At 41.9% G+C, this 22,081-nt stretch carries 24 protein-coding genes; 16 read left to right on the top strand and 8 right to left on the bottom strand.

The genetic code is table 11. The features are described 5' to 3' along the window. Nucleotides 1–21: 21 nt before the first annotated feature. Genes EXT43_RS09275 through EXT43_RS09260 form a run of 4 tightly spaced genes read right to left on the bottom strand, consistent with a single transcriptional unit; the run spans nt 22 to nt 2,436 of the window. A complete protein-coding gene (locus EXT43_RS09275) occupies nt 22–582 on the bottom strand; it encodes a YqiA/YcfP family alpha/beta fold hydrolase (RefSeq protein ID WP_055021196.1) in 561 nt (186 codons plus the stop codon). Next, nucleotides 567–1,349, bottom strand: coding sequence for a metallophosphoesterase (locus tag EXT43_RS09270; protein ID WP_130166817.1), 783 nt, complete (start codon nt 1,347–1,349; stop codon nt 567–569). The genes EXT43_RS09275 and EXT43_RS09270 overlap by 16 nt, the downstream gene beginning before the upstream one ends. Next, nucleotides 1,336–1,794 carry a DUF1249 domain-containing protein gene (locus EXT43_RS09265; RefSeq protein ID WP_054562727.1) on the bottom strand — a complete coding sequence of 153 codons (459 nt, stop codon included), beginning with the start codon at nt 1,792–1,794 and terminating at the stop codon, nt 1,336–1,338. The genes EXT43_RS09270 and EXT43_RS09265 overlap by 14 nt, the downstream gene beginning before the upstream one ends. A gap of 9 nt (nt 1,795–1,803) precedes the next feature. After that, nucleotides 1,804–2,436 (bottom strand): NUDIX domain-containing protein, encoded by a 633-nt coding sequence (locus EXT43_RS09260; RefSeq protein WP_055197686.1) that lies wholly within the window; start codon nt 2,434–2,436, stop codon nt 1,804–1,806. Between the two features lie 150 nt (nt 2,437–2,586). Between EXT43_RS09260 and tolC the strand changes: the two genes are divergently transcribed. The 3 genes from tolC to EXT43_RS09245 all read left to right on the top strand — a co-directional run bounded on the left by tolC (nt 2,587) and on the right by EXT43_RS09245 (nt 5,596). Then, complete coding sequence (gene tolC, locus EXT43_RS09255) at nt 2,587–3,927, top strand: outer membrane channel protein TolC (RefSeq protein WP_062566126.1); 1,341 nt, start codon at nt 2,587–2,589, stop codon at nt 3,925–3,927. A 107-nt stretch (nt 3,928–4,034) separates the two neighbouring features. Next, on the top strand, nt 4,035–4,961 hold the full coding sequence (lpxL, locus tag EXT43_RS09250; protein ID WP_054562730.1) for an LpxL/LpxP family Kdo(2)-lipid IV(A) lauroyl/palmitoleoyl acyltransferase: 927 nt from the start codon (nt 4,035–4,037) through the stop codon (nt 4,959–4,961). A gap of 59 nt (nt 4,962–5,020) precedes the next feature. Then, complete coding sequence (locus EXT43_RS09245) at nt 5,021–5,596, top strand: TcpQ domain-containing protein (RefSeq protein ID WP_054562731.1); 576 nt, start codon at nt 5,021–5,023, stop codon at nt 5,594–5,596. On the opposite strand, the gene glnE is transcribed toward EXT43_RS09245, so the two are convergent. Next, nucleotides 5,593–8,379, bottom strand: a complete 2,787-nt coding sequence (gene glnE, locus EXT43_RS09240; RefSeq protein ID WP_130166816.1) for a bifunctional [glutamate--ammonia ligase]-adenylyl-L-tyrosine phosphorylase/[glutamate--ammonia-ligase] adenylyltransferase — start codon at nt 8,377–8,379, stop codon at nt 5,593–5,595. The two genes, EXT43_RS09245 and glnE, sit on opposite strands and share 4 nt — an antisense overlap. A gap of 72 nt (nt 8,380–8,451) precedes the next feature. Here glnE and EXT43_RS09235 point away from each other — a divergent pair, with 72 nt between their 5' ends. From EXT43_RS09235 to ruvX, 6 genes are all read left to right on the top strand, one after another. Further along, nucleotides 8,452–9,345, top strand: a complete 894-nt coding sequence (locus EXT43_RS09235; protein ID WP_054562733.1) for a hypothetical protein — start codon at nt 8,452–8,454, stop codon at nt 9,343–9,345. A gap of 28 nt (nt 9,346–9,373) precedes the next feature. Further along, nucleotides 9,374–9,835, top strand: a complete 462-nt coding sequence (locus tag EXT43_RS09230; RefSeq protein WP_058586585.1) for a hypothetical protein — start codon at nt 9,374–9,376, stop codon at nt 9,833–9,835. 69 nt (nt 9,836–9,904) lie between these two features. Further along, complete coding sequence (rsmE, locus tag EXT43_RS09225; protein ID WP_130166815.1) at nt 9,905–10,639, top strand: 16S rRNA (uracil(1498)-N(3))-methyltransferase; 735 nt, start codon at nt 9,905–9,907, stop codon at nt 10,637–10,639. Between the two features lie 68 nt (nt 10,640–10,707). Then, on the top strand, nt 10,708–11,661 hold the full coding sequence (gene gshB, locus EXT43_RS09220) for a glutathione synthase (RefSeq protein WP_062566130.1): 954 nt from the start codon (nt 10,708–10,710) through the stop codon (nt 11,659–11,661). 24 nt (nt 11,662–11,685) lie between these two features. Beyond that, entirely contained in the window at nt 11,686–12,243 is a 558-nt protein-coding gene (locus EXT43_RS09215; RefSeq protein ID WP_054562737.1) for a YqgE/AlgH family protein, read from the top strand. A gap of 20 nt (nt 12,244–12,263) precedes the next feature. Further along, nucleotides 12,264–12,713 carry a Holliday junction resolvase RuvX gene (gene ruvX / locus EXT43_RS09210; protein WP_054562738.1) on the top strand — a complete coding sequence of 150 codons (450 nt, stop codon included), beginning with the start codon at nt 12,264–12,266 and terminating at the stop codon, nt 12,711–12,713. On the opposite strand, the gene EXT43_RS09205 is transcribed toward ruvX, so the two are convergent. Genes EXT43_RS09205 through EXT43_RS09195 form a run of 3 tightly spaced genes read right to left on the bottom strand, consistent with a single transcriptional unit; the run spans nt 12,710 to nt 15,771 of the window. After that, the gene (locus EXT43_RS09205) at nt 12,710–13,582 is read right to left on the bottom strand and encodes a hypothetical protein (RefSeq protein WP_240701483.1); all 873 of its coding nucleotides are present in this window, start codon (nt 13,580–13,582) and stop codon (nt 12,710–12,712) included. The genes ruvX and EXT43_RS09205 overlap by 4 nt on opposite strands. Beyond that, nucleotides 13,583–14,716 (bottom strand): PilT/PilU family type 4a pilus ATPase, encoded by a 1,134-nt coding sequence (locus EXT43_RS09200; RefSeq protein WP_054562739.1) that lies wholly within the window; start codon nt 14,714–14,716, stop codon nt 13,583–13,585. 14 nt (nt 14,717–14,730) lie between these two features. Then, complete coding sequence (locus tag EXT43_RS09195) at nt 14,731–15,771, bottom strand: type IV pilus twitching motility protein PilT (RefSeq protein ID WP_054562740.1); 1,041 nt, start codon at nt 15,769–15,771, stop codon at nt 14,731–14,733. Nucleotides 15,772–15,773: 2 nt separating this feature from the next. Here EXT43_RS09195 and EXT43_RS09190 point away from each other — a divergent pair, with 2 nt between their 5' ends. From EXT43_RS09190 to EXT43_RS09160, 7 genes are read left to right on the top strand one after another with little or no spacing between them, the layout of a single operon-like run. Further along, nucleotides 15,774–16,487, top strand: coding sequence for a YggS family pyridoxal phosphate-dependent enzyme (locus EXT43_RS09190; RefSeq protein WP_130166814.1), 714 nt, complete (start codon nt 15,774–15,776; stop codon nt 16,485–16,487). 17 nt (nt 16,488–16,504) lie between these two features. Continuing rightward, nucleotides 16,505–17,326 (top strand): pyrroline-5-carboxylate reductase, encoded by an 822-nt coding sequence (gene proC / locus EXT43_RS09185; protein WP_062566131.1) that lies wholly within the window; start codon nt 16,505–16,507, stop codon nt 17,324–17,326. A gap of 23 nt (nt 17,327–17,349) precedes the next feature. Further along, nucleotides 17,350–17,883 carry a YggT family protein gene (locus EXT43_RS09180; RefSeq protein ID WP_058586592.1) on the top strand — a complete coding sequence of 178 codons (534 nt, stop codon included), beginning with the start codon at nt 17,350–17,352 and terminating at the stop codon, nt 17,881–17,883. A 58-nt stretch (nt 17,884–17,941) separates the two neighbouring features. Then, nucleotides 17,942–18,382 (top strand): DUF4426 domain-containing protein, encoded by a 441-nt coding sequence (locus EXT43_RS09175; protein WP_062566132.1) that lies wholly within the window; start codon nt 17,942–17,944, stop codon nt 18,380–18,382. A 7-nt stretch (nt 18,383–18,389) separates the two neighbouring features. Then, a complete protein-coding gene (locus EXT43_RS09170) occupies nt 18,390–18,989 on the top strand; it encodes an XTP/dITP diphosphatase (protein WP_055021188.1) in 600 nt (199 codons plus the stop codon). Beyond that, nucleotides 18,986–20,119 carry a radical SAM family heme chaperone HemW gene (gene hemW / locus EXT43_RS09165; RefSeq protein ID WP_130166813.1) on the top strand — a complete coding sequence of 378 codons (1,134 nt, stop codon included), beginning with the start codon at nt 18,986–18,988 and terminating at the stop codon, nt 20,117–20,119. Before EXT43_RS09170 ends, hemW begins: the two co-directional genes overlap by 4 nt. A 40-nt stretch (nt 20,120–20,159) precedes the next feature. Next, complete coding sequence (locus EXT43_RS09160) at nt 20,160–21,995, top strand: DUF885 family protein (protein WP_062566135.1); 1,836 nt, start codon at nt 20,160–20,162, stop codon at nt 21,993–21,995. Nucleotides 21,996–22,081 lie beyond the last annotated feature (86 nt).

Here is a 22,081-nt window from a genome sequence, read left to right as displayed (position 1 = left end):
TTTTATGCGCTTAGCTATGTTTTACGTGATTTTAAGAAAATCTACAATACTTGCAAAGGTTTGTTCGAAGCCGATAAAACTATGATCGCCTCCAAATTCAACGTGTTGCTTACACTGAGAATAATATTTAACCGCCTGCTGAAACGGTAGTACTTCATCGCCCGTTTGCTGTAGCAAATAAATCAATGAAGGGGTGTCTAATTGCGGCAAATATAAACTGCGCAATGCATCCATGTGACGAGTACCAAGTTCATAGTGACTGTCTTGATACGGGTTATAGTTTTCCCCTAAATAGTTATCGAGTAACTCAAATGGGCGAACCGCAGGGTTAATAACCACTGCAGGGATCGAATAACGTTGCGACAAATAGGTCGCATAAAAACCGCCTAATGAACTACCTAGTAATACAGTATCATCATTTAGCAGTTGTTCTAATTGTAAAATTGCATGTAATGGCTCATGAGTTAATCGCGGCACCTGATAATCGACATCAAATTGCGCCATGTGCTCACCAAAACGAACTGCTTTGTAAGATTGCTCAGAGCTATTAAAGCCATGAATATAAATTACTCGTTTAGCCATACTACATCCGTGCTTAACAGTAAGTTTTGTTGCTCATCAATTATTAAGTCGATGATTCGAAATGCGGGGCCTAAATCCTCTTGCTGCCACGCCATAGTGTGTTTGGTAAACTGTATTGAACTGGCAGGTGTCGCATACACACTAAGGTTACGGTAGGTTTGCGTGTACTCATGATGCACATGACCATGAAATACCCCCACACACTGCTCAGTATTAACACAGGTATTTAAAAACTGTGGGCCATTTTCTAGCATATGTTTATCTAAGTAGGCTTGAATAGGCAGCGGGTTATGATGACAAAACACCACGCTAGGTACCTGCCCTACCGCTTGGCTTAATTCATCTAAATGCGTTTGTGTTACCCAACCTGCTGGCGTCGGGCCTTTTGAGTTTGCCAACAGCAACTGCCCACCTAAAAAGGTAATGCGCTTATTGTTTAAAATTTGCGGGCTTGTAAGCTTTTCATATTCAACGAGTTCATCATGATTACCCGGCAACCAAAACACCGGACAACTCAGCGCTGAGTCTGCTATTAACTTAGCAAAAAGCTGGTAAGACTCCGTGCTGTGATCTTGTGTTAAATCACCACCAAATACCACACAATCCACATCGAGCTCAGCAATAGCCTGTAAACAACGCCCAAAATACGCTGCCGTATTTACGTTAAAGTATTCACCCGTTGTGTCTTTTGATAAGTGGCAATCAGTGATATGGGCAACTTTCAGTGCTGTTTTATCAAAATGGTAGGCGTTACTAAACCAAGCCATTATTTACATCCCAATTTAAAACTGCTCGGCCGTTTTCAACACAAGCCACCAGCCAGTCATATAAGAAGGCGTTAAGCTGATATTTTTCATCTTTTTGATGCATATTCGGATTTGGGTAAGCATAGGAAGGCTTGATGCGCTGATGAAAATCATGATGCACAATTTCAGCGACTTTCGCATCATGATACATGCGCACAGTTAAATACAATGGCTTAACCGAAGGTAAATGACCGGCTTCTTGTTTGATAGAAATATCTGTGGTGTATTTTGCTGTATCGTCAACTTTAACCGCAAAAGTGCTGTGCCCTAATTGTACCTTTCGTTCCTGACCTATACGGCGCTCATTAGGTAATAGCTTGAGCGCACGCACGTAATTATGCTCACACAAAGTTAAGTACTTAGGTAAGCTTTGAATATAACGCTGCTGGGCACTGACGTACGACAAAATAATCCCCTATGAGTTTTTCCAATCAGACAGTATACGTTGCTTATTCAGTGCTAACCACTGTAATGAGATAACTGTCGCTGCATTATCAATTTCCCCCTGTTCTAGGCGCAACATAGCTTCATCGTATGACATTACATGGGTTTTGATATCTTCATCTTCATTATCAAGGCCAAAAATACCGCCTTGATACCCTGCTAAGTCAGTGCGCGCTAAATATAAATACAAACGTTCAGTGGTGCCGCCGGGGCTTGAAAGATACGACATCATAAATTCTAGCTCGTTAAGCTCAATTCCCGCTTCTTCGAACGCTTCGCGCTTCGCTACATCTTCATAATCAGTACTGCCATCTGCCATGCCTGCAATACACTCAAGTAACCAAGGTGACTGTTTTGATGCGAGTGCCCCGATTCTGATTTGTTCGATTAACAAAACTTGGTCAGTCGCAGGGTCATAAGGAAGTACAGCAACAGCATGGCCGCGCTCTAAAATTTCGCGTTTAACTTCTACTGATTTGCCACCAGCAAACAATGCATGATGAAAGCGGTAAGTATTAATTTTAAAGAAACCATCATAAACACGCTCAATCGGCTTTAACTCTATGTCATCATGATTAAATTGTGAGATTGCTGATATTTTCATTCACTATTTCCTTTGCGTTTTAAGTAAATGTTACGGCCAATTATATTCTGTTACACTTGGACATGCAGATTTACGTAATTTTTTTTTGGTTATTCATTAAAAAAGAGTACCATGGTCACAGTACAAAATTGTCTAAGGACTGAACGAACAATGAAAAAAACACTACTCGCTGCGCTGATCGGTTTTTCAAGCGCACTGACTGCAACAGCTAGTTATGCTGAAGACTTACTACAAGTTTACGAGATTGCGACAGCAAACGATCCTACCGTACTTAAAGCAAAAGCCCAAGCAGATGCACAAGCCTATGAGAGCGATCGCGCGTTAAGTGCACTATTACCACAAATTGGTCTAAGTCTTGGTTACCAATCAACCAAATCAGATCTTTACGAGGGTAATGATGCAACGGGTTATACAGGTTATGACTATGACCCTGATGAATTTAGCCGTGGTATTAGCTTAAGCCAAACACTGTTTGATTTAGGTGCGTGGAATTCACTGGGTATTGCAGATAAACAAGCATTACAAGCAAACGCTCAGTATGATTTTGCTCGCCAAGACTTAATCGTTCGTGTAGCTGAGGGTTACTTCAATGTACTAAGTGCAATCGATAACCTTGAGTTTGTTCAAGCAGAAAAACGTGCCATCGAGCGCCAATTACAACAAACTAAAGAGCGTTATGCGGTAGGTTTAACTGCAATCACTGACGTACACGAAGCGCAAGCTCAGTACGATAATTCTGTTGCACAAGAAATCGTTGCTAAAAACAGTGTTGAAACAGCGCGTGAGCAACTTCGCGAAATCACTGGTAAATACCACGCGAAATTAGACATGTTGAATACTGAAACGTTTTCAACAGTTGCACCTAAAAAGCAGTCAACTGACTACATTGAAATTGCAAAAGACCAAAACTTAAATCTGCAAGTTTCAAAAGTAACGGTTGATATTGCTAAAGATCAAATCGATTTAGCAAAAGCTGGTCACTATCCGAAGCTAACATTAAGCGCTTCATACGGAGACAGCTTAACTGATCTAAACAGCAACTCACACCAACCACGCGAAGACAGTGCAAGTATTGGTGTTAACTTCAGCCTACCTATTTACTCAGGTGGTGCAACAACAGCAGCGACAGATCAAGCACGCGCTTTCTATGTTGCGGCAAGTGAAGATTTAGAAGCAAGCTTACGTGCAGTAACTCGCTCGGTTATCACATCGTACAACCAAGTAGTGTCTGACATTGCTACTTATAAAGCGCTACAACAAGCTGTTGTTTCTGCTGAAAGTGCGCTTAAAGCAACTGAAGCAGGCTTTGAAGTTGGTACACGTACTATCGTAGACGTACTGATCAGCACGCAAAACCTTTACAATGCAAAAAGTAACTTAGCAAATGTTCGTTACCGCTATGTTGTTTCAACACTTCGCTTGAAACAAGCTGCTGGTACACTAACTAGCGAAGACCTTGTTGCAATTAACCAAGGTTTAAAAGAAATCTAAGCATTTCTTCTATAAAGTCCTTATCGTAAAGCCAGCCTCGTGCTGGCTTTTTTGTATTTTTATAGACATACAGTTAAACTAGCTTTTTTATTTTTAGAGATTTTTTTGTGGTTAGTTCTTCTCCTTTTAAAGCGTCTTTTTTAGGCCCTCGTTACTGGTTAACTTGGATTGGCGTGTTCTTTTTATATCTTATCTCTTGGTTACCACATAAATTACAATTAGCACTTGGAAAACTGCTTGGTCGTCTAGTACACCGTTTTATGAAACGTCGTCGCCACATCGCGGAGGTAAATATCCGTTTATGTTTTCCTGATATGCCAGAGCATGAACAACGCGAATTAGTTCGTAAAAATATGGAAAATACCGGTATTGCAATGATGGAAACCGGCATGGCTTGGTGGTGGCCCCAATGGCGAATCAATAAAGTGTTTGGTTCTGTTAAAGGCCTAGAACACTTTGAAAAAGCTCAGCAATCAGGTAAAGGTGTGCTGTTACTTGTGCCACACTTTTTACACCTAGAAATGGCGAGCCGTATTATGGGTGTAAAACACCAAGGTATTGGCTTTTATCGCCCGCATAACAACCCTTTAATGGAATATTTCACGACTAACGGTCGTCTTCGTTCTAACGAATACTTAATTGGCAAAAAAGATGTTAAAGGCTTACTGCAAGCACTTAAAAATAAAAAGGTTTGCTACTATTTGCCAGATCAGGATTACGGCCGTAACCGCTGCGAATTTGCGCCTTTTTATGCGGTAAAAGAAGCAGCAACAACAACAGGAACGCTGTTATTTTCAAGTAGCCGTAACTGCGAAACAGTAAGCTTAACGAGCCGTCGTGATGAAGAGGGTCGCTACCATCTAGAGGTATTACCTGCACTTGAAAACTTCCCAAGTGGCGATGACCTTGCAGACGTTACCCACGTAAATCAGCGTATGGAACAAGCTATCGATTTAGCGCCTGAACAGTATATGTGGCTTCACCGTCGCTTTAAAACTCGCCCAGATAAGAATGCACCTTCTTATTACAAGTAGAGTGACATTTTGCTGTTTGTATGGTTTTATAAAGCTAATCAACAACAAGAGTATTAGAAATGTGGTTTTGGGTTAAGCATTTATCATTAGCTGTTATTTTGATTGCTGCTGCTATTTACTTTTTATTTGGTAGTGGTCCAGTAATGGACATTAAAGATACCAAAAATGCTGCAGCGCAAGGATTATCGCGCTTTTATGCGGCGCTACGTAACCAAGTAAATAACAAGAATAATGAGCGCGATAAATACGTTCTTAAATTACCTACGCCAGAAACCAGCTTAGATGTCGCACTTTTTGAACGCGAAAAGGTCGTAGAGCCTTCATCACCTAACTGGACTGGTGATATTCAACCGCGCCGCTTTGAAAACGGTAACACCTTAAAAGATGTACTCTCTGACTATGCCCGTCACGAAGATATCGTACTGTACTGGTATTTAAGCAAAGATTATGTTGTAAAAGATCATTTTCGTGTTGATAGTAACTTTGTTTCAACCCTTTATCAGGTTGGCCGCGCCATCAACGATGATTTCGAAAATGAGGTTTACACCTATTTTTGCTTTAAGCAAAGAGCCGCGGTTATCACTGAGCTGCCCTCTGCTTATGTGCGCGAAAACTGCCGTCGCTTAAAAAGCTAAAACACCTGCCGCCACGCCTGACTTACTAAGTCGATGTGCTGAGTTAACTCAGCACGAGGCGCACAACGCCCTTGCTGATTCAAACTCATGACATGATAACGTGAACGATAGGCAATATACGCAGCCACTAATTCTTGCTGCATTTGCTCAGTAATACAGCCTAAACGTGCAGCATCAGCTAAAATACGAACATTGTCGGACCAGGTCGTTAGCTCAGAGTGCTGCATAGCATTATTTAGCACCAAGTACTGAGTGATAAACTCAATATCTGTGATACCGCCCCTATCTTGCTTTAAATCAAACAGATCATCATTGCCTTTAGCAAGGTGAGCACGCATTTTTTCGCGCATCTCAACGACATCAGTCTTTAGCTTCTCATTATCGCGGGCTTGGCACAAAACGTCTTTGCGGATTTGTGCAAAACGCTCTCGCAACGAATCTTGCCCATAAATCATGCGTGAACGAACCAAAGCTTGATGTTCCCAGGTCCATGCTTGAGTTTGCTGATAGTGGTAGTAACTTTCTAAATTAATAGCTAGTAAACCCGATGCCCCTTCAGGACGTAAACGAGTATCAAGCTCATACAATATGCCTGACGCAGTTCGGGTGTTGAATAGATGCATTAAACGCTGCGCAAGCTTTAAGTAAAACTGACGCGAGTCAATCGACTTATCACCATCGGTATAACTGCTGCCATCGTGGTTATGCACAAATACCAGATCTAAGTCTGAATCGTAGCCAACTTCAAAGCCGCCAGTTTTACCGTAAGCAATAACCGCAAAGCCCTTTTCTTGATCTGAGGTATTCGCTGGCCGACCAAAGCGCTCAACACATGCATGCCATGCAATATTGACCGCTTGCTCTACAATAGCCTCAGCAAGCGCAGTAAGATGATCACTTACCTTCATCACACTCAGTACACCGGTTGCATCGGCTGCTGCAATGCGTAACTGATGCGTTTGTTTAAACTGACGAAGTGCTTCCATTTGCAGCTCTAAGTCGCCATGCTCAATACGTAAGAAATACTGCCTAATTTCATCTTTGTAAGCAGATAAAGGCGTTGGTTTATAGAGCACCTGCGGATCTATCAGCTCATCAAGTAAAATTGGGTAACGAGAGATATGTTCGCCAATCCATTTACTATGGCAGCAAAGTGCCACCAGTTGATTTAAGGCACCTGGGTTTTCGTATAACAGCTCTAGGTAAGCAGTTCGTGAGATGATCTTGTTCAGCACTTGGCAGATCATGGTAAAAGCATCGCTACTGGCTTTTGTAACTGTTAGCTGTTTAAGTAAAAGGGGCATTAATTTATCGAGGATATCACGACCTCGACTGCCAATTTTCGCCTTAGTTAAGCGCGCTTTAAAATCTTCAAGCGCCGCTTGCCAGTCAAGATTCGGCTCACACATTAGGCTTACATCTGTCATTTCCCAAGCGCTAATGTACTCACTTTCACACGGATCCGCTGTTTCGCTTTCAAAGCCAATCACTTGTTCGAACTCACCATGGACTTGAGACATGGTCTGCTCAATGCTAGTTAAACACTGATCAAAATCATCTTTATTGAGCAAATAGCATAAACGCTGCTGGTTTAACTCATCATCAGGCAAAGTTTGCGTTTGCTTATCATCGAAAATCTGCAGGTACTGTTCAATTTGTCGTAAGTCTAAATAGTTTTGTGTTAATAACTCAGCTTCTTTATTCGACATCACTTGGTTGTTAACCAGCTCTTTTAAAGCAACCAGTAATGACTGAGTTTGTAGGTTAGCTTCACGGCCGCCTCGAACCATTTGCAGCGCTTGTACTACAAACTCTACTTCTCGAATACCGCCAGCACCTAATTTAATATTGTTTGTAAGGCGCTTTCGGCGCACCTCTTGGGCAATCATTTGCTTCATCTTGCGCAGCGATTCAATCACCGAAAAATCTATATAGCGGCGGTACACAAATGGCCGTAGCAATTCATAAAACTCATCCCAATAACGGTTTTCAGTACCAATTAATCGCCCTTTTAGCATGGCGTAGCGTTCCCACTCACGTCCTTGTTCTTGATAATAATCTTCCATTGCATGAAAGCTCATCACCAAAGGCCCACTTTCACCAAATGGGCGCAGGCGCATATCGACTCGAAATACTTGGCCATTTACCGTGGTTTGGTTAAGCGCCATAATTAGCTTTTGCGCCACTTTGGTATAAAACACCTGGGCTTCAATGGAGCGGCGCCCCCCTTGCGTTGCAACATCGCGAGGATAAGAGAAAATTAAATCTATGTCAGATGAGTAGTTAAGCTCTCCCCCACCAAGTTTGCCCATACCTAAAACTAACATTGGCATTGCATTACCGTCATCATCAAGCGGCATACCACTGACTTTTGCGACCTGCGCAAACGCCCACTGATTAGCACTATCGATAAGCTGGTTTGCAAGGGCCGAGATATAAGCGATGCTATCGGCAATTGGGTTTGCACAGCACAAATCAAGAAAAGCCACCTTCAACCAGTACTTTTCTCGATACAAACGTAGCTTTGCCAGCGCAGCATTGTCATCCAGTTCATTGATTTCAGAATTACTTAACGGAGCTTCAACTGCACGATTAGCAAGCTCTTTATCATCAAGTAACCAGTCTTTTAAATCAGGCTGAGATTGTAAGCAGTTCCACGCAAAGTCACTTAAAGACAGCAAGTTAATAATTTTTTGTTGCTCAGTTTGCCCCTCATACAAGCTCGCGAAGCGGGTTTGGCCTAACTGATGAAGTGACTCGGGAAGCGCGTGTAAATTACTCATTAAATACTCTCTTTTAACTTGCCAATAACCGTACTAGAATGATTATCAAAGAATTATTTAGCAGGGACCTGCATGTCATATTTATCACTATCTAACACTAGTTTAGTCGCGATTGCTATTAGTTTCGCTGTAATTTGCGTCACTATAGTACTGCTACGTATTCTAACGCAAATCAAAGCAAAACAAGCGCTTAAAGAAGAGCTTGCGCAACATGATAACTTTGCCATGGGGATCAGCTTTGCCAGCGAAATTATGGTCGTTATAGCCACCATCGCTTATATATTCGATGAAATTAGCTTAAGTGCAGCCCAATCTAATCCGCTAAAAGTACTTTTACTCATTGTGCTGTTATTTGCCTTTATAAAAATAGGTCATTTAATTCATCGTAAATGGATTTTGCATCGCTTTAATGAAGAAGCAGCCATACTCAAACAAAATGTTTGCGCCGCCTTGGTCGATTCAGGCATGTTAATCGCTAACTGCATTATCGCTCTTGGCCTTTATAACTGGTGCCATACCCAAGGTTACAGCAGCTTATTGATCGCCACTGTGAGCTTTTTTGTGCTGCAAGGTATGTTTGCCCTTGATAGTAAAATTCGTGAATACCGCTTTGCAAAAGCCAACCAAGGTGCATCACTACAAAGTAACTTTAACCTTGAAAATACCTCTATTGGCATTCGCTACGCGGGTAAGTCTATCGGCCTAGCACTTGCGGGCTATGCTGGTCTTGCCAGTGCATCATTTATTAGTGGTAAGATGGTAGAAAATTTATTCACTCTAGTATCTCATTGCGGTGCAATGTGGGTATTGTTATATATTTTGAGCTACATTATAAAATATATCTCTCTACCTAATATCGACACATCGTTAGAAGTAGATCACCAAGATAACATTGGCATAGCCTGTATAGAGTTTGCCGTTTTCGGTGCAATAGGCTATTTACTAATAAGTATGTTTTCAATTTGATACGGAAGTATTTGAATCGTGAGGCATTATGCCCTTTAAAGTTAATAATTATTTATTAGTTGATATAGATGATGAGTTTAGCCGCGCATTTGCTCAGCACTACTTTGCAAATGCCGAAAATTCGACTCTAGTTGTGGCTGGCGCTAATAGCCGCCATATGGTTAAACTCATGTTTGATCAACTCGTTAAAGATTATTGCTATTGCGATTTTAGTAATGAAATTAGTGTCTCAGAACTCGCCAGCTATTTACATGAACACCACGATATTCAAGGTGTACTGATTAATCACACCGACTATCAGCTGGCGAATGATGCTCAAAAGTTTATTTATAACTCACTGCACAAAATACGTTACTTAGTGCAACAAGATGGACATAGCTTTAGTTTTACACCTTGCCCGGATGCTGCTCACATTAACCACCTTTCTTGCCAATCTGAGATTGCCGAAACCACTGCAGATGTTTTAAGTGCCAAAGACGAATTTAAATAACAAATAAATAATTGCACCTAAGCCGCTGTATACTTACCATATTGCTAAATTTATTGATAAGTGACAGCCATGCGAGTTCCACATATTTACCAACCTTCAGCGATTTCTTTAAACACCCCAGTAGCACTTGATGATGATGCAGCAGGTCATGTTGGCCGTGTATTGCGTATGCAAGTCGGTGATAAGGTTTCGATTTTTAATGGTGAAGGAGGTGAATACCTCAGTGAAATTATTGAAGTCAGCAAAAAAAATGTCGTCGTTGAGCCTCAGGAATTTGTTGATCATGATGTTGAATCGCCTTTAAAAATTCACTTGGGCCAAGGCATTTCTCGTGGCGATAAAATGGATTTCACTATTCAAAAATCTGTTGAACTGGGTATCACAGAAATCACCCCAATTTTTAGCCAACGTTGTGGCGTAAAACTAAGTGGCGATCGCCTTGCTAAAAAACATCAACAATGGCAAAAAATTGCAATTGCCGCTGCAGAGCAATCAGGCCGTAATTTTGTGCCTGTTGTACACCCTCCTATCGATATAAAAGAGTGGCTAGAACAAGCAAGTGAGGCGATTAAACTTACTTTGCACCCGCGTGCTGAGCACAGTATTAAAACTATTCAAGTACCAAACGAAGGAGTGCGCTTTTTAGTCGGCCCAGAAGGTGGATTTACCGATGCAGAAATTGACATTGCTAAACAGCAAAACTTTGTTGATATTCGCTTAGGCCCACGTGTTCTAAGAACAGAAACAGCCGCTCTGACGGTATTGAGCGCTTTACAATTACAGTTTGGCGATTTAGCGAATTGAAAACCGTAAAAATACCCATATATCAAAGTAACAAAACATAGTATGGCATACGATTCTAAGGCAAAAATATGGCAATTAAGCTAGGCATAATCTCTGATCCAATTAGTGGCTTTAATATTAAAAAAGACACTGGCTTTGCAATGATGATGGAAGCGCAAAAGCGCGGTTACGAAATTTACTACATGGAAATGGATGACCTTTCTCTGCGTCAAGGTCAAGGCTTTGCAACAGCCGCCAAAGCCCGTGTGTTTGATGATGTAAATCACTGGTATGAATTAGAAGAAAAAGCCACCATTGCTTTAGCAGATTTAGACGTTATTTTAATGCGTAAAGATCCGCCTTTTGATACTGAGTACATCTACGCTACCTATATTTTAGAGCGTGCTGAGCAAGCTGGCACGCTTATAATCAATAAGCCGCAAAGCTTACGCGATGCTAACGAAAAGCTATTCACAGCTTGGTTTAGCGAACATACGCCAGATACTTTAGTAACACGTAGCCAAGCTGACATTCGTGCATTTTTAGCTGAGCATAAAGATATTATTTTAAAACCGCTAGATGGTATGGGTGGTGCATCTATCTTTAGAGTTAAAGAAGATGATGCCAATATTGGTGTGATCTGCGAAACGCTAACCGAACATGGTAGTCGTTTTGCAATGGCACAAAACTATATTCCTGAAATCAAGCAAGGCGATAAACGCGTACTTGTGGTTGATGGTGAAGTAATGCCGTATTGCCTAGCTCGTATCCCACAAAATGGCGAAACGCGCGGTAACTTGGCAGCAGGTGGTAGAGGTGAAGCACGCCCGATTAGCGATTCAGACCGTAAAATTGCAGAGGCTGTAGCACCTACACTGAAAGAAAAAGGCCTTATTTTTGTTGGTCTAGATATCATTGGCGACCGTTTAACTGAAATCAATGTCACTGCGCCAACGTGTGTAAAAGAGATTGAAGCCGCTTATGACATTTCAATCACTGGTCACTTATTTGATGCCATTGAAAGAAAACTGAGCCATACTTAAATTAAACAACAAAAGGGGCGACCTATGCAGTCATTAGAGAATCACTTCTTAATCGCAATGCCGAGCATGCAAGACCCTTTTTTTAAGCGTGCTGTCACTTACATTTGTGAGCACAATCAAGATGGTGCGATGGGCTTGGTAATTAACCAGCCTATCAATATCACCGTGGGCGAGCTACTCGATAAAATCGAAATTGATAACGACAAAAGCAAGCAAGCTGCAGGTTTAGCTGTGTACGCAGGCGGACCTGTAAAAACCGATCGCGGATTTGTTTTGCACTCACCAAAACCAGGTTATGCAGCGAGTCAAAAACTTAGTAGTGATATTATGATCACCACTTCAAAAGATGTGTTAGCAAGCCTAACCACGAGTGAAGCACCTGAACAATTTATTATCACACTGGGTTATGCTGGTTGGGATCAAGGACAGCTAGAGCAAGAACTGCTAGAGAATTCATGGTTAATTATCAAAGCAGATCCTGAGATCATCTTTAACACACCCGTTGAAAAACGCTGGGAAAAAGCCGTTTCTATGCTGGGTTTTGATATCGGGCAATTAAGCTCTGAAGCTGGCCACGCTTAACATTTATAAATTTTAAGACTATGACAAAACGAACTTTTAAGCCACTCGGTGAACGCACCGTAATGGGTTTTGACTTTGGCACCAAAAGTATTGGTATTGCCATTGGTCAAGAACTCACTGGAACAGCATCAAGCTTACAAGCTGTAAAAGCGAGAGATGGGATCCCTGATTGGCAACTTATTAAAAAACAGGTGGATGAGTGGCAACCAGATTTAATGGTGGTTGGTTTACCGCTTAATATGGACGGCACCAATCAAGAAGTTACCTTTAAAGCTAAGAAGTTCGCTAACCGCTTACATAACCACTTTGCTATACCGGTTGAAACGCAGGACGAACGACTAACAACAGCAGATGCCAAAGCCCGTTTATTTGAACAAGGTGGCTACCGAAACCTTGGTAAAGGTAATGTTGATAATATGTCAGCGGTGATCATCTTAGAAAGCTTTTTTGAGCAGTTTTATGGCGACTAAGGCGCTTTATTAATCACCGTATAGTTGTTTAAATCTGGAATAAAGCCTGCCTCTCGGTAGGCTTTTTCAATTGCGCCTGTTTTACGAAGCTGCGCAAGCCCTTTTTGAATTGCAACAAAGGCCGCTTTTCCATCGGGGTGACTCTTCGAAATAATAAAATGACGGCTATCATTAAGCTGGAGCACTAGGTTTGGCACAGCTACCAGTTCAATGTTTTCTAATGTGTATCGATTATTGAGGCTAGGCATTAAGGGCATCATCATAAAATCAACCCACTGCATCGATACAGTGCGGACTTGCCCAAGCCACTCATCTTCTCTGAGCAACTCTTTTAAGGGCAGAGCAGATAACGTTTGCCAATCGGTTTGCCAGCGTGGCGTTGACACTGCGGTTAATTGTTTAAAGTCAGCAAGCTGTTTTACTTGCTGCACTTTCTTATTGTTCGGTGAAGTAAATATGCCCGCGTAATACTCACCATTTCGAATCACAGGGTCAGAGATATATACCGAATCAATAAGCTGCTTTGCATCAACAGACCAAACACTATCGAAGCTTAATAGTAGCTGGCCATCTTCTAACAGCTTGGTATTGCGATAATTAACATTGCCTTTGTGATAACGAAATGGCTTGGTAAAACCGCCTAAACTCAGTGCTTGTTGAGCTATGATCATATCGACCACATCACGGCGAATGTAAGCACCACTGAAGTCTTTAACTTCAAGAGGTTTGCGACCATTCAAAAAGCGACTGTAATCGTCATAAACATCATCGCGAATAAAAATAACCACACTTTTATTATCATTGCCATATACCTGAAAGGTACTCAGCAATAAAAATAACCAACCGATTAAATTTACTCGCAAACACATTTATTCGTCACTCTTTCCATCAAGACCATCGATAGTCACGCCTTGTAAGAAGCCCGCACCACTTTGTTCATTGTTTTGCAGCTTAATCATTAGGCGTAAGTCATTTGGCGAGTCAGCATGGTGTAACGCATCAGCGTAGTTAATACGGCGCTGTTTATAAAGCTCAAATAAGGCTTGATCAAAGGTTTGCATGCCCATTTCTTTCGATTTAGCCATGGTTTCTTTGATAGAGCCAATATCACCACGCTTGATGAGCTCTGCCACCATGGGGGAATTAAGCAAAATCTCGATAGCAGCAACACGCCCTTCCCCATCGGAAGTTGGCACCAACTGCTGCGCAACAATGGCGCGAAGGTTAAGTGCTAAGTCGTACTTTAACTTATCGTGCTTTTCTTTTGGTACTAAGTGCATGATACGGTCAATGGCTTGGTTGGCATTATTCGCATGCAGTGTCGCCACACACAAGTGACCCGTTTCGGCAAAGCTGAGTGCGTATTCCATGGTTTCTTGTGAACGGATCTCACCAATTAAGATCACATCAGGTGCTTGACGTAACGAGCTTTTTAGAGCTGATTCAAAGCTTTCAGTATCCAAACCAACTTCACGTTGGGTAATGATGCTTTTACGATGCTCGTGAACAAATTCGATAGGATCTTCAATGGTAAGAATATGACCACGCTGATTGCGGTTACGATAACCTAACAGCGCAGCAAGCGAGGTTGATTTACCTGTGCCTGTACCACCTACAAACAGCACTAAACCACGTTTTGCCATAATCACGTCTGTTAATGTTGATGGCAAACCTAGTTCGTTGACATCTGGGATTTGCGTCACGATACGGCGAATAACCATACCCGCTCTATCACGCTGCCAAAAAGCAGAAACACGGAAACGGCCTTCATCAGTCGCAATTGCAAAGTTACATTCTTTACTGTCATGAAATTCTTTGCGCTGTTTGTCGTTCATTGCTGACTCGACCAAAGCGAGTGAATCCTCATCAGAGAGTTTTTCATCGCTTAAAGGTATTAATTCACCGTTTACTTTTGCACTGACAGGCAGCTGGCTCGAAACAAACAAGTCTGAGCCTTTTTTGTCGATCATAACTTGTAAAAAATGATTTAAAGGTAAAGACATTTTAAATAGCTCCGTTAACCACCAAATTGGGTTTTATCTTGCGCTTTAGCTCGCGCATCATTGGTTGTAATAATGCCGTAGTTAACTAAGTTTGCTAAACATTGATCCATGGTCTGCATACCATGCGATGCACCGGTTTGAATTGATGAATACATTTGTGCAATTTTATCTTCACGGATCAGATTTCGGATTGCAGGAATACCTATCATGATCTCGTGAGCTGCAACTCGGCCACCGCCCACTTTTTTAAGTAAAGTTTGCGAGATTACGGCACGTAATGATTCTGACAACATTGAACGTACCATGTCTTTTTCTTCACCTGGGAATACGTCAATGATACGGTCGATAGTTTTTGGTGCAGAGGTAGTATGCAAGGTACCAAAAACCAAGTGACCTGTTTCTGCCGCAGTCATCGCTAAGCGAATTGTTTCAAGGTCACGCAGCTCACCCACTAAGATTACATCCGGATCTTCACGTAGTGCACTTCTAAGCGCATTAGAGAAGCTATGCGTATCACGATGTACTTCACGCTGGTTAATAAGGCTCAGCTTATTCTCGTGTACGAATTCGATTGGATCTTCGATAGTTAAAATATGGTGATGCTTATTTTGGTTAATATAATCAACCATCGCCGCTAATGTGGTTGATTTACCAGAACCCGTTGGCCCGGTGACTAGCACCAAACCACGTGGATTATCGGAAATAGTTTTAAAAATATCAGGCGCACCTAAATCATCCAGCGTTAAAACATCACTTGGGATAGTACGAAACACCGCCGCAGGGCCACGGTTTGAATTAAATGCGTTAACACGAAAACGCGCAAGGTTTGGTACTTCGAAAGAAAAATCCACTTCGAGATTTTGTTCGTAGTCCTTACGCTGATTATCGTTCATAATATCGTATACCAGACTATTTACATCTTTTTGTTCTAATGCTGGAATATTAATACGACGCACATCACCATCAACACGTATCATAGGTGATACGCCTGATGACAAGTGTAAATCCGAGGCTTTGTGTTGCACACTAAAGGCCAATAATTCGGTAATATCCATTTATGACTCCACAACCAACTGATAATTATATGGTTACAATAGCAGAACGACTTACATCCGCCTACGCAAGAATTGCTCAAGCTGCAAAAAATAATCACCGCGATGAGCAATCAATCAACCTATTGGCTGTTTCAAAAACAAAACCTGCCGACGATATTATTGCTGCCTATAAGCATGGTCAACGCCAGTTTGGCGAATCATACGTTCAAGAAGCGGTAACAAAAGTCACAGCATTGGCTGATTATAAAGACATTGTTTGGCACTTTATCGGCCCTATTCAATCAAATAAAAGTGCCCAAGTAGCCACGCATTTTGATTGGGTGCAAAGCGTTGACCGCACTAAAATTGCAAAACGTCTTAACGAGCAACGACCAGCCGACAAAGCCCCGCTCAATGTATTAATTCAAATTAATATTAGTTTAGAAGAGGCTAAGTCAGGCTGCCACCCAGACGAGCTAATGGCATTGGCCGAATTCGTCAATCAATGTCCTAATTTATGCCTGCGCGGTGTGATGGCGATTCCTGCCAAAACCGACGATGCCCAGCTACAATTACAATATTTTGAGCAATTAAGCGCTTGCTTTGATAAACTAAAGGCCCAATATCCCCAAGTAGACACCTTGTCGATGGGTATGAGTAACGATGTTGAAGCGGCGATTGCAGCAGGTTCAACCATGGTACGCATTGGCACGGATATATTTGGCCAACGAAATTAAAAGGTGATAACAGACATATGTCAGACAAAAAAATCGCATTTATAGGCACGGGTAACATGAGCTACGCCATCATTGGCGGCATGGTAAAGAACGGTTTTGCAGCAAAAAACATCATTGCAACCAATCGCAACCAAGAAAAATTAGCTAAGGTTGCTGCTGATTTCGGGGTGCAAACTACCGCGGATAACAACGCGGCACTTCGCGATGCAGATGTGATTGTCTTATCTGTTAAACCACAAATGATGGGCGATCTTTGCCAATCATTCCAAGATTCAGGCGTTGATTTTAGCGACAAGCTATTTATTTCAGTGGCCGCTGGCCTTACCGTTAGCCGTTTACGTGAAATGCTAGGTCAAGATGTGAAAATGGTACGTTGTATGCCAAATACACCATCATTACTAGGCCGTGGTGTTTCAGGTCTTTATGGCGCTGGCGAAACCGCTGAAGAGCACGAGTTTGTACAACAAGTTTTTGAGTGTACAGGCATTGTAGTTTGGGTTGAGCAAGAGTCACAAATCAACGACATCATTGCTGTTACAGGCTCATCACCTGCTTACTTCTTCCTATTTATGGAAGCTATTGAAGAAAAAGCGAAAGCACTTGGCTTTAGCGATGAAGATGCGCGCCGTTTAGTGCAACAAACCGCACTGGGTGCTGCCGAAATGGCTCTTTCGCAACCAGACATCAGTATTTCTCAGCTACGTGCAAACGTAACCTCTAAAGGGGGTACGACTCACGAAGCTGTTGAGCATCTTAAATCACAAGGTTTAGTCGGCACAGTTGCAGATGCAATGGATGCCTGTATTGCTCGCGCTGAAGCGATGGAAAAAGAACTTTAAGCTTACTTTTTGAAGGTAAAACTATGCAAGCCATGCACTTTTTAGTTGGGATTATTTTTGATCTCTTTTTAATGGTGGTCCTTTTACGCTTTTGGTTACAAGCGGCAAAAGCTGACTTTTACAACCCTATGAGCCAGTTTGTGGTAAAAGCCACTTCGTTCGCAGTGAACCCACTTCGTAAAATCATCCCAGGAGTGGGTGGCTTTGATATTGCCTCGTTAGTGCTTGCTTATTTAGTTGCTGTAGCAAAACTCAGTGTTATTTTTCTGATGTTTTATAACGCTTGGGCGCCTGGTCCGGTATTTATTCAAGCGTTAATTACGGTAGTTAAAGAAGGCCTAAACTTACTATTTTGGGTATTAATTATTCGTGCTTTACTAAGTTGGGTAAGCCAAGGCTACAACCCTATTGAGGCTGTATTCCACCAGCTAACTGAGCCGATGTTGCGCCCTATTCGTAAGATTATCCCACCACTAGGTGGTCTAGACCTATCAATCTTAGTGTTGATTATTGGTCTACAGTTTTTACAGTTTTTAGTAATGGATTTAATTGGCTAAGCGTTTAACGTTAAGCAGTAAGGGGCCGAAAGGCCTCTTTTGTTAAGTGAGATATACCATGAAGCAATTTATTTATTTTTCTTTGATTGTATTGAGTTTATTTACAACCTTTGCCAAAGCTGATGAACAAGCAGGCGCCCAGTACAAGATTCTTGGCCCTTGGGAAGTTCATTACATTGCATTTCCATCGACTTTTATTCAGCCAAACATTGCTAAAAACTATGATTTAGAGCGTAGCCCTAGCAAAGGGATTATTAATATTTCGGTATTAAAAAACAGCGATAAAACAGCGCAGACTGCAACTTTAACTGGCACTGCACGTAACCTACTTGGTAATAAAAAACAGCTTACATTTAAAGAAGTTGTGGAAGGCGATGCGATTTATTACCTCGCGCAAATCGATTACAGCAACGAAGAAATTTACCGTTTTGATATCGAAATTAATCAAAATGGCAAAGTACAAACGCTGAAGTTTCAGCAAAAATTTTACGTAGATTAATAGACCTATGAACAACACCTTGGTTTTAGCCACGGGTAACCCTGGCAAAGTAAAAGAGCTGGCTAGTATGCTCAGCCCACTTAATATTAACGTAGTTCCACAAAGCGATTTTCAAGTGCCAGACGTGCCAGAAACAGGCACCACATTTGTTGAAAACGCCATTATTAAAGCGCGCCATGCAGCAAAGATCACAGGCTTGCCTGCGATTGCTGATGACTCAGGTCTTGAAGTAGACGGCCTAAATGGAGCACCTGGTGTGTACTCTGCACGTTTTGCCGGAGCGGGTGCCAGCGATCAAGATAATATCGACAAGCTACTAAAAGAGCTTGCTGATAACCCAGTTCGCAGTGCGCGTTTTTGGTGTGTGTTAGTATTAATGCGCCACGCCGACGACCCTACACCACTTATTTGTAGTGCCAGTTGGGAAGGTGAAATCACCTATAGCCAAGATGGTCAGGGTGGTTTTGGTTATGATCCTGTTTTTTACGTACCGTCTGAGCAATGCACTAGCGCTCAGTTAACTAAGGAGCAAAAAAATGCCCTTAGCCATCGCGGCCAAGCTTTAAAACAATTACTTGCGCAATTGCAGCAAAAAGGCGGCCTGTGAGTTTACCGCCTTTAAGTTTATATGTGCACGTGCCTTGGTGCGTGCAAAAGTGCCCATACTGTGACTTTAATAGCCATGGCCAAAAAGGCACGATCCCCGAAAAAGAATACGTTCAGCATCTAATTGATGATCTCAAGGCCGATTTGCACTTAGTGCAAGGGCGTAAAATCCATAGCATCTTTATTGGCGGCGGCACCCCAAGCTTATTAACTGGTGACGCTTATACTCGCCTACTTGGTGAAGTCGACAGATTAATTGGCCTAACTGATGACTGTGAAATTACCCTAGAGGCAAACCCAGGTACCGTCGAAACAGGTCGCTTTAAAGAATATGTTGCCGCTGGCATCAATCGTATTTCGATTGGTGTGCAAAGCATGCAAAATGACAAGCTAAAAGCCCTTGGCCGTATTCATGGTGCTGATGAAGCAAGTTATGCGGCTAAACAGGCGCATCAAGCGGGGCTAAACAGCTTTAACCTTGATTTAATGCATGGCTTACCTGGGCAATCTGTTGCAGACGCCTTGGGTGACCTTGAAAAAATTATCGCCCTTAATCCACCTCATATCTCGTGGTATCAGCTAACAATTGAGCCAAATACTCAGTTTGCTTCTAAGCCACCGACCTTACCTCATGACGACACCCTTTGGGATATTCAAGAACAAGGTCAAGCGTTACTAGCCGCAGCAGGTTATGAGCAATACGAGATCTCAGGCTACGCGAAGCCCGGTTACCAATGCCGTCATAACTTGAATTATTGGCGATTTGGCGATTATCTCGGTATCGGCTGCGGTGCCCATGGTAAAATTACTGATGAAAATAAAGTCATCACCCGTACGGTGAAAGTAAAACACCCTCGAGGTTATATGGATCTTGCCAAACCGTATTTATACGAACAATGGCAAGTAGCAGAAGACGACTTAGCTTTTGAATTCTTTATGAATCGTTTTCGTTTAGTTGAACCCTGCCCCAAAGCTGATTTACCTTTGCTTACAAGTTTGTCACTGCAAAGTCAGGAACAAGCCTTGACTGATGCAATTGCAAAAGGCTTACTAATTGATGATAAAGATAACTGGCTGGTAAGCCAAAAAGGCCATCGCTTTTTAAATGACCTGCTAGAATTATTCGTTTAAGAATTATAATTAAATTTCTAACAACTACAAAGGAACGATAATGCGTAAACTGACCTTCATCGCTGCGGCGGTAAGTGTTGCATTACTTGGCGGCTGCCAACAAATGCAAGAGCAACCGAAGCCTGCACCAAGTGTACAAAGCCAACCTGTACAAAGTGAAATCGATAAAGCTAATGCCTTCTTCGAAGATACTTTTAACCGTGATGTAATGAAAAGCCCTATCTATCAAACATACATGGGCATCAAAAAAGATTACGACAAATGGGACGATGGCAGCGAAGAGCGCGTTTTAGAAGACTTTGAACAAACTAAAGCTGACCTAGTTGCGCTTAACGCAATTAACCGTGACCTATTAGATGACGCAACAAAAGTAAGCTACGACCTTAAAAAGCAAGATTTAGAAAACGAAATTGCTGATTTCAAATGGCGTCATTACAACTACCCTGTGAACCAAATGTTTGGTGTTCACTCGATGATCCCTGCGTTTTTAATCAACCAACATCAAATTGCCGATGTATCTGATGCTAAAGCGTATATCTCACGTTTAAATGGTGTTACAACGGTTATTGATCAGCTAATCAAAGACCTTGAAGTACGTGCAGATAAAGGCATTATCGCGCCTAAGTTTGTTTTCCCACACGTAATTGATTCAAGCAATAATATCTTACGCGGCGCACCATTCCATGACGGTGAAGACTCAACGTTACTAGCTGACTTTAAACGTAAAGTTAATGCGTTAGAGATTGCTGATAGCGAAAAATCAGCACTTATCAGCGATGCTGAAAAAGCCCTAAAAGCAGCAGTAAAACCTTCTTACACTAAGCTAATTAACTTCTTAGCTCAGTTAGAAAAACGCGCTGATGACCGTGATGGTGCTTGGAAATTCCCTGACGGTGAAGCGTTCTACAATAATGCTTTAGCACGTACCACAACAACTGATTTAACAGCAAAAGAAATCCACACAATCGGTTTAGCTGAAGTCGCGCGTATTCACGACGAAATGCGTGAGATTAAGGACAAAGTAGGCTTTAAAGGTGACCTTAAAGCATTCATGCAATTCATGAAAACTGATAAGCAGTTCTACTACCCTAACACAGCTGAAGGTAAACAACGTTACCTTGATGAGGCAACAGCGCTTATCGATAACATGAAATCTCGTCTAGACGAGCTATTCATTGTTAAGCCAAAAGCTGACCTTAAAGTTAAAGCTGTTGAAGCATTCCGTGAAAAAGCAGCTGGTAAAGCGTTCTACCAACAACCTGCACCAGATGGTTCACGCCCAGGTATTTACTACGCAAACCTTTACGATATGGAAGCAATGCCAACATACCAAATGGAAGCACTTGCATACCACGAAGGTATTCCGGGTCACCACATGCAAATTGCTATCGCGCAAGAGCTTGAAGGCGTACCTAAGTTCCGTAAGTTTGGCGGCTATACAGCATATGTTGAAGGTTGGGGTTTATACTCTGAGCTAGTACCAAAAGAAATGGGCTTATACGAAGACCCATATTCAGATTTTGGCCGTCTTGCGATGGAATTATGGCGTGCATGTCGCCTTGTAGTAGATACAGGTATCCATGCTATGAAGTGGACACGTCAAGAAGGTATCGACTACTACGTAAATAACACACCAAATGCGACGTCTGATGGCGTTAAAATGGTTGAGCGTCACATTGTAATGCCTTCACAAGCAACGGCATACAAAGTGGGCATGCTGAAAATTTTAGAGCTTCGTGAAGCGGCTAAAGAAAAACTAGGCGATAAATTCGATATTCGTGAATTCCACGATGTAGTACTTAAAAATGGTGCAGTACCGTTAAATGTACTAGAGAAGTTTGTTGACCAATGGGTTGCTAAGAAACAAGCAGCTTAACCAATAAAGACTTGAAAAAGGCCGCTCAGCGGCCTTTTTTATTTATTTAAACAACTAGTTGAGCTATAAATGTATAAATAATAAAA

The organism is Pseudoalteromonas sp. CO109Y, from assembly GCF_004208935.1.
Lineage (GTDB): Bacteria > Pseudomonadota > Gammaproteobacteria > Enterobacterales > Alteromonadaceae > Pseudoalteromonas > Pseudoalteromonas shioyasakiensis.
This window is presented reverse-complemented; position numbering and strand designations above follow the sequence as displayed.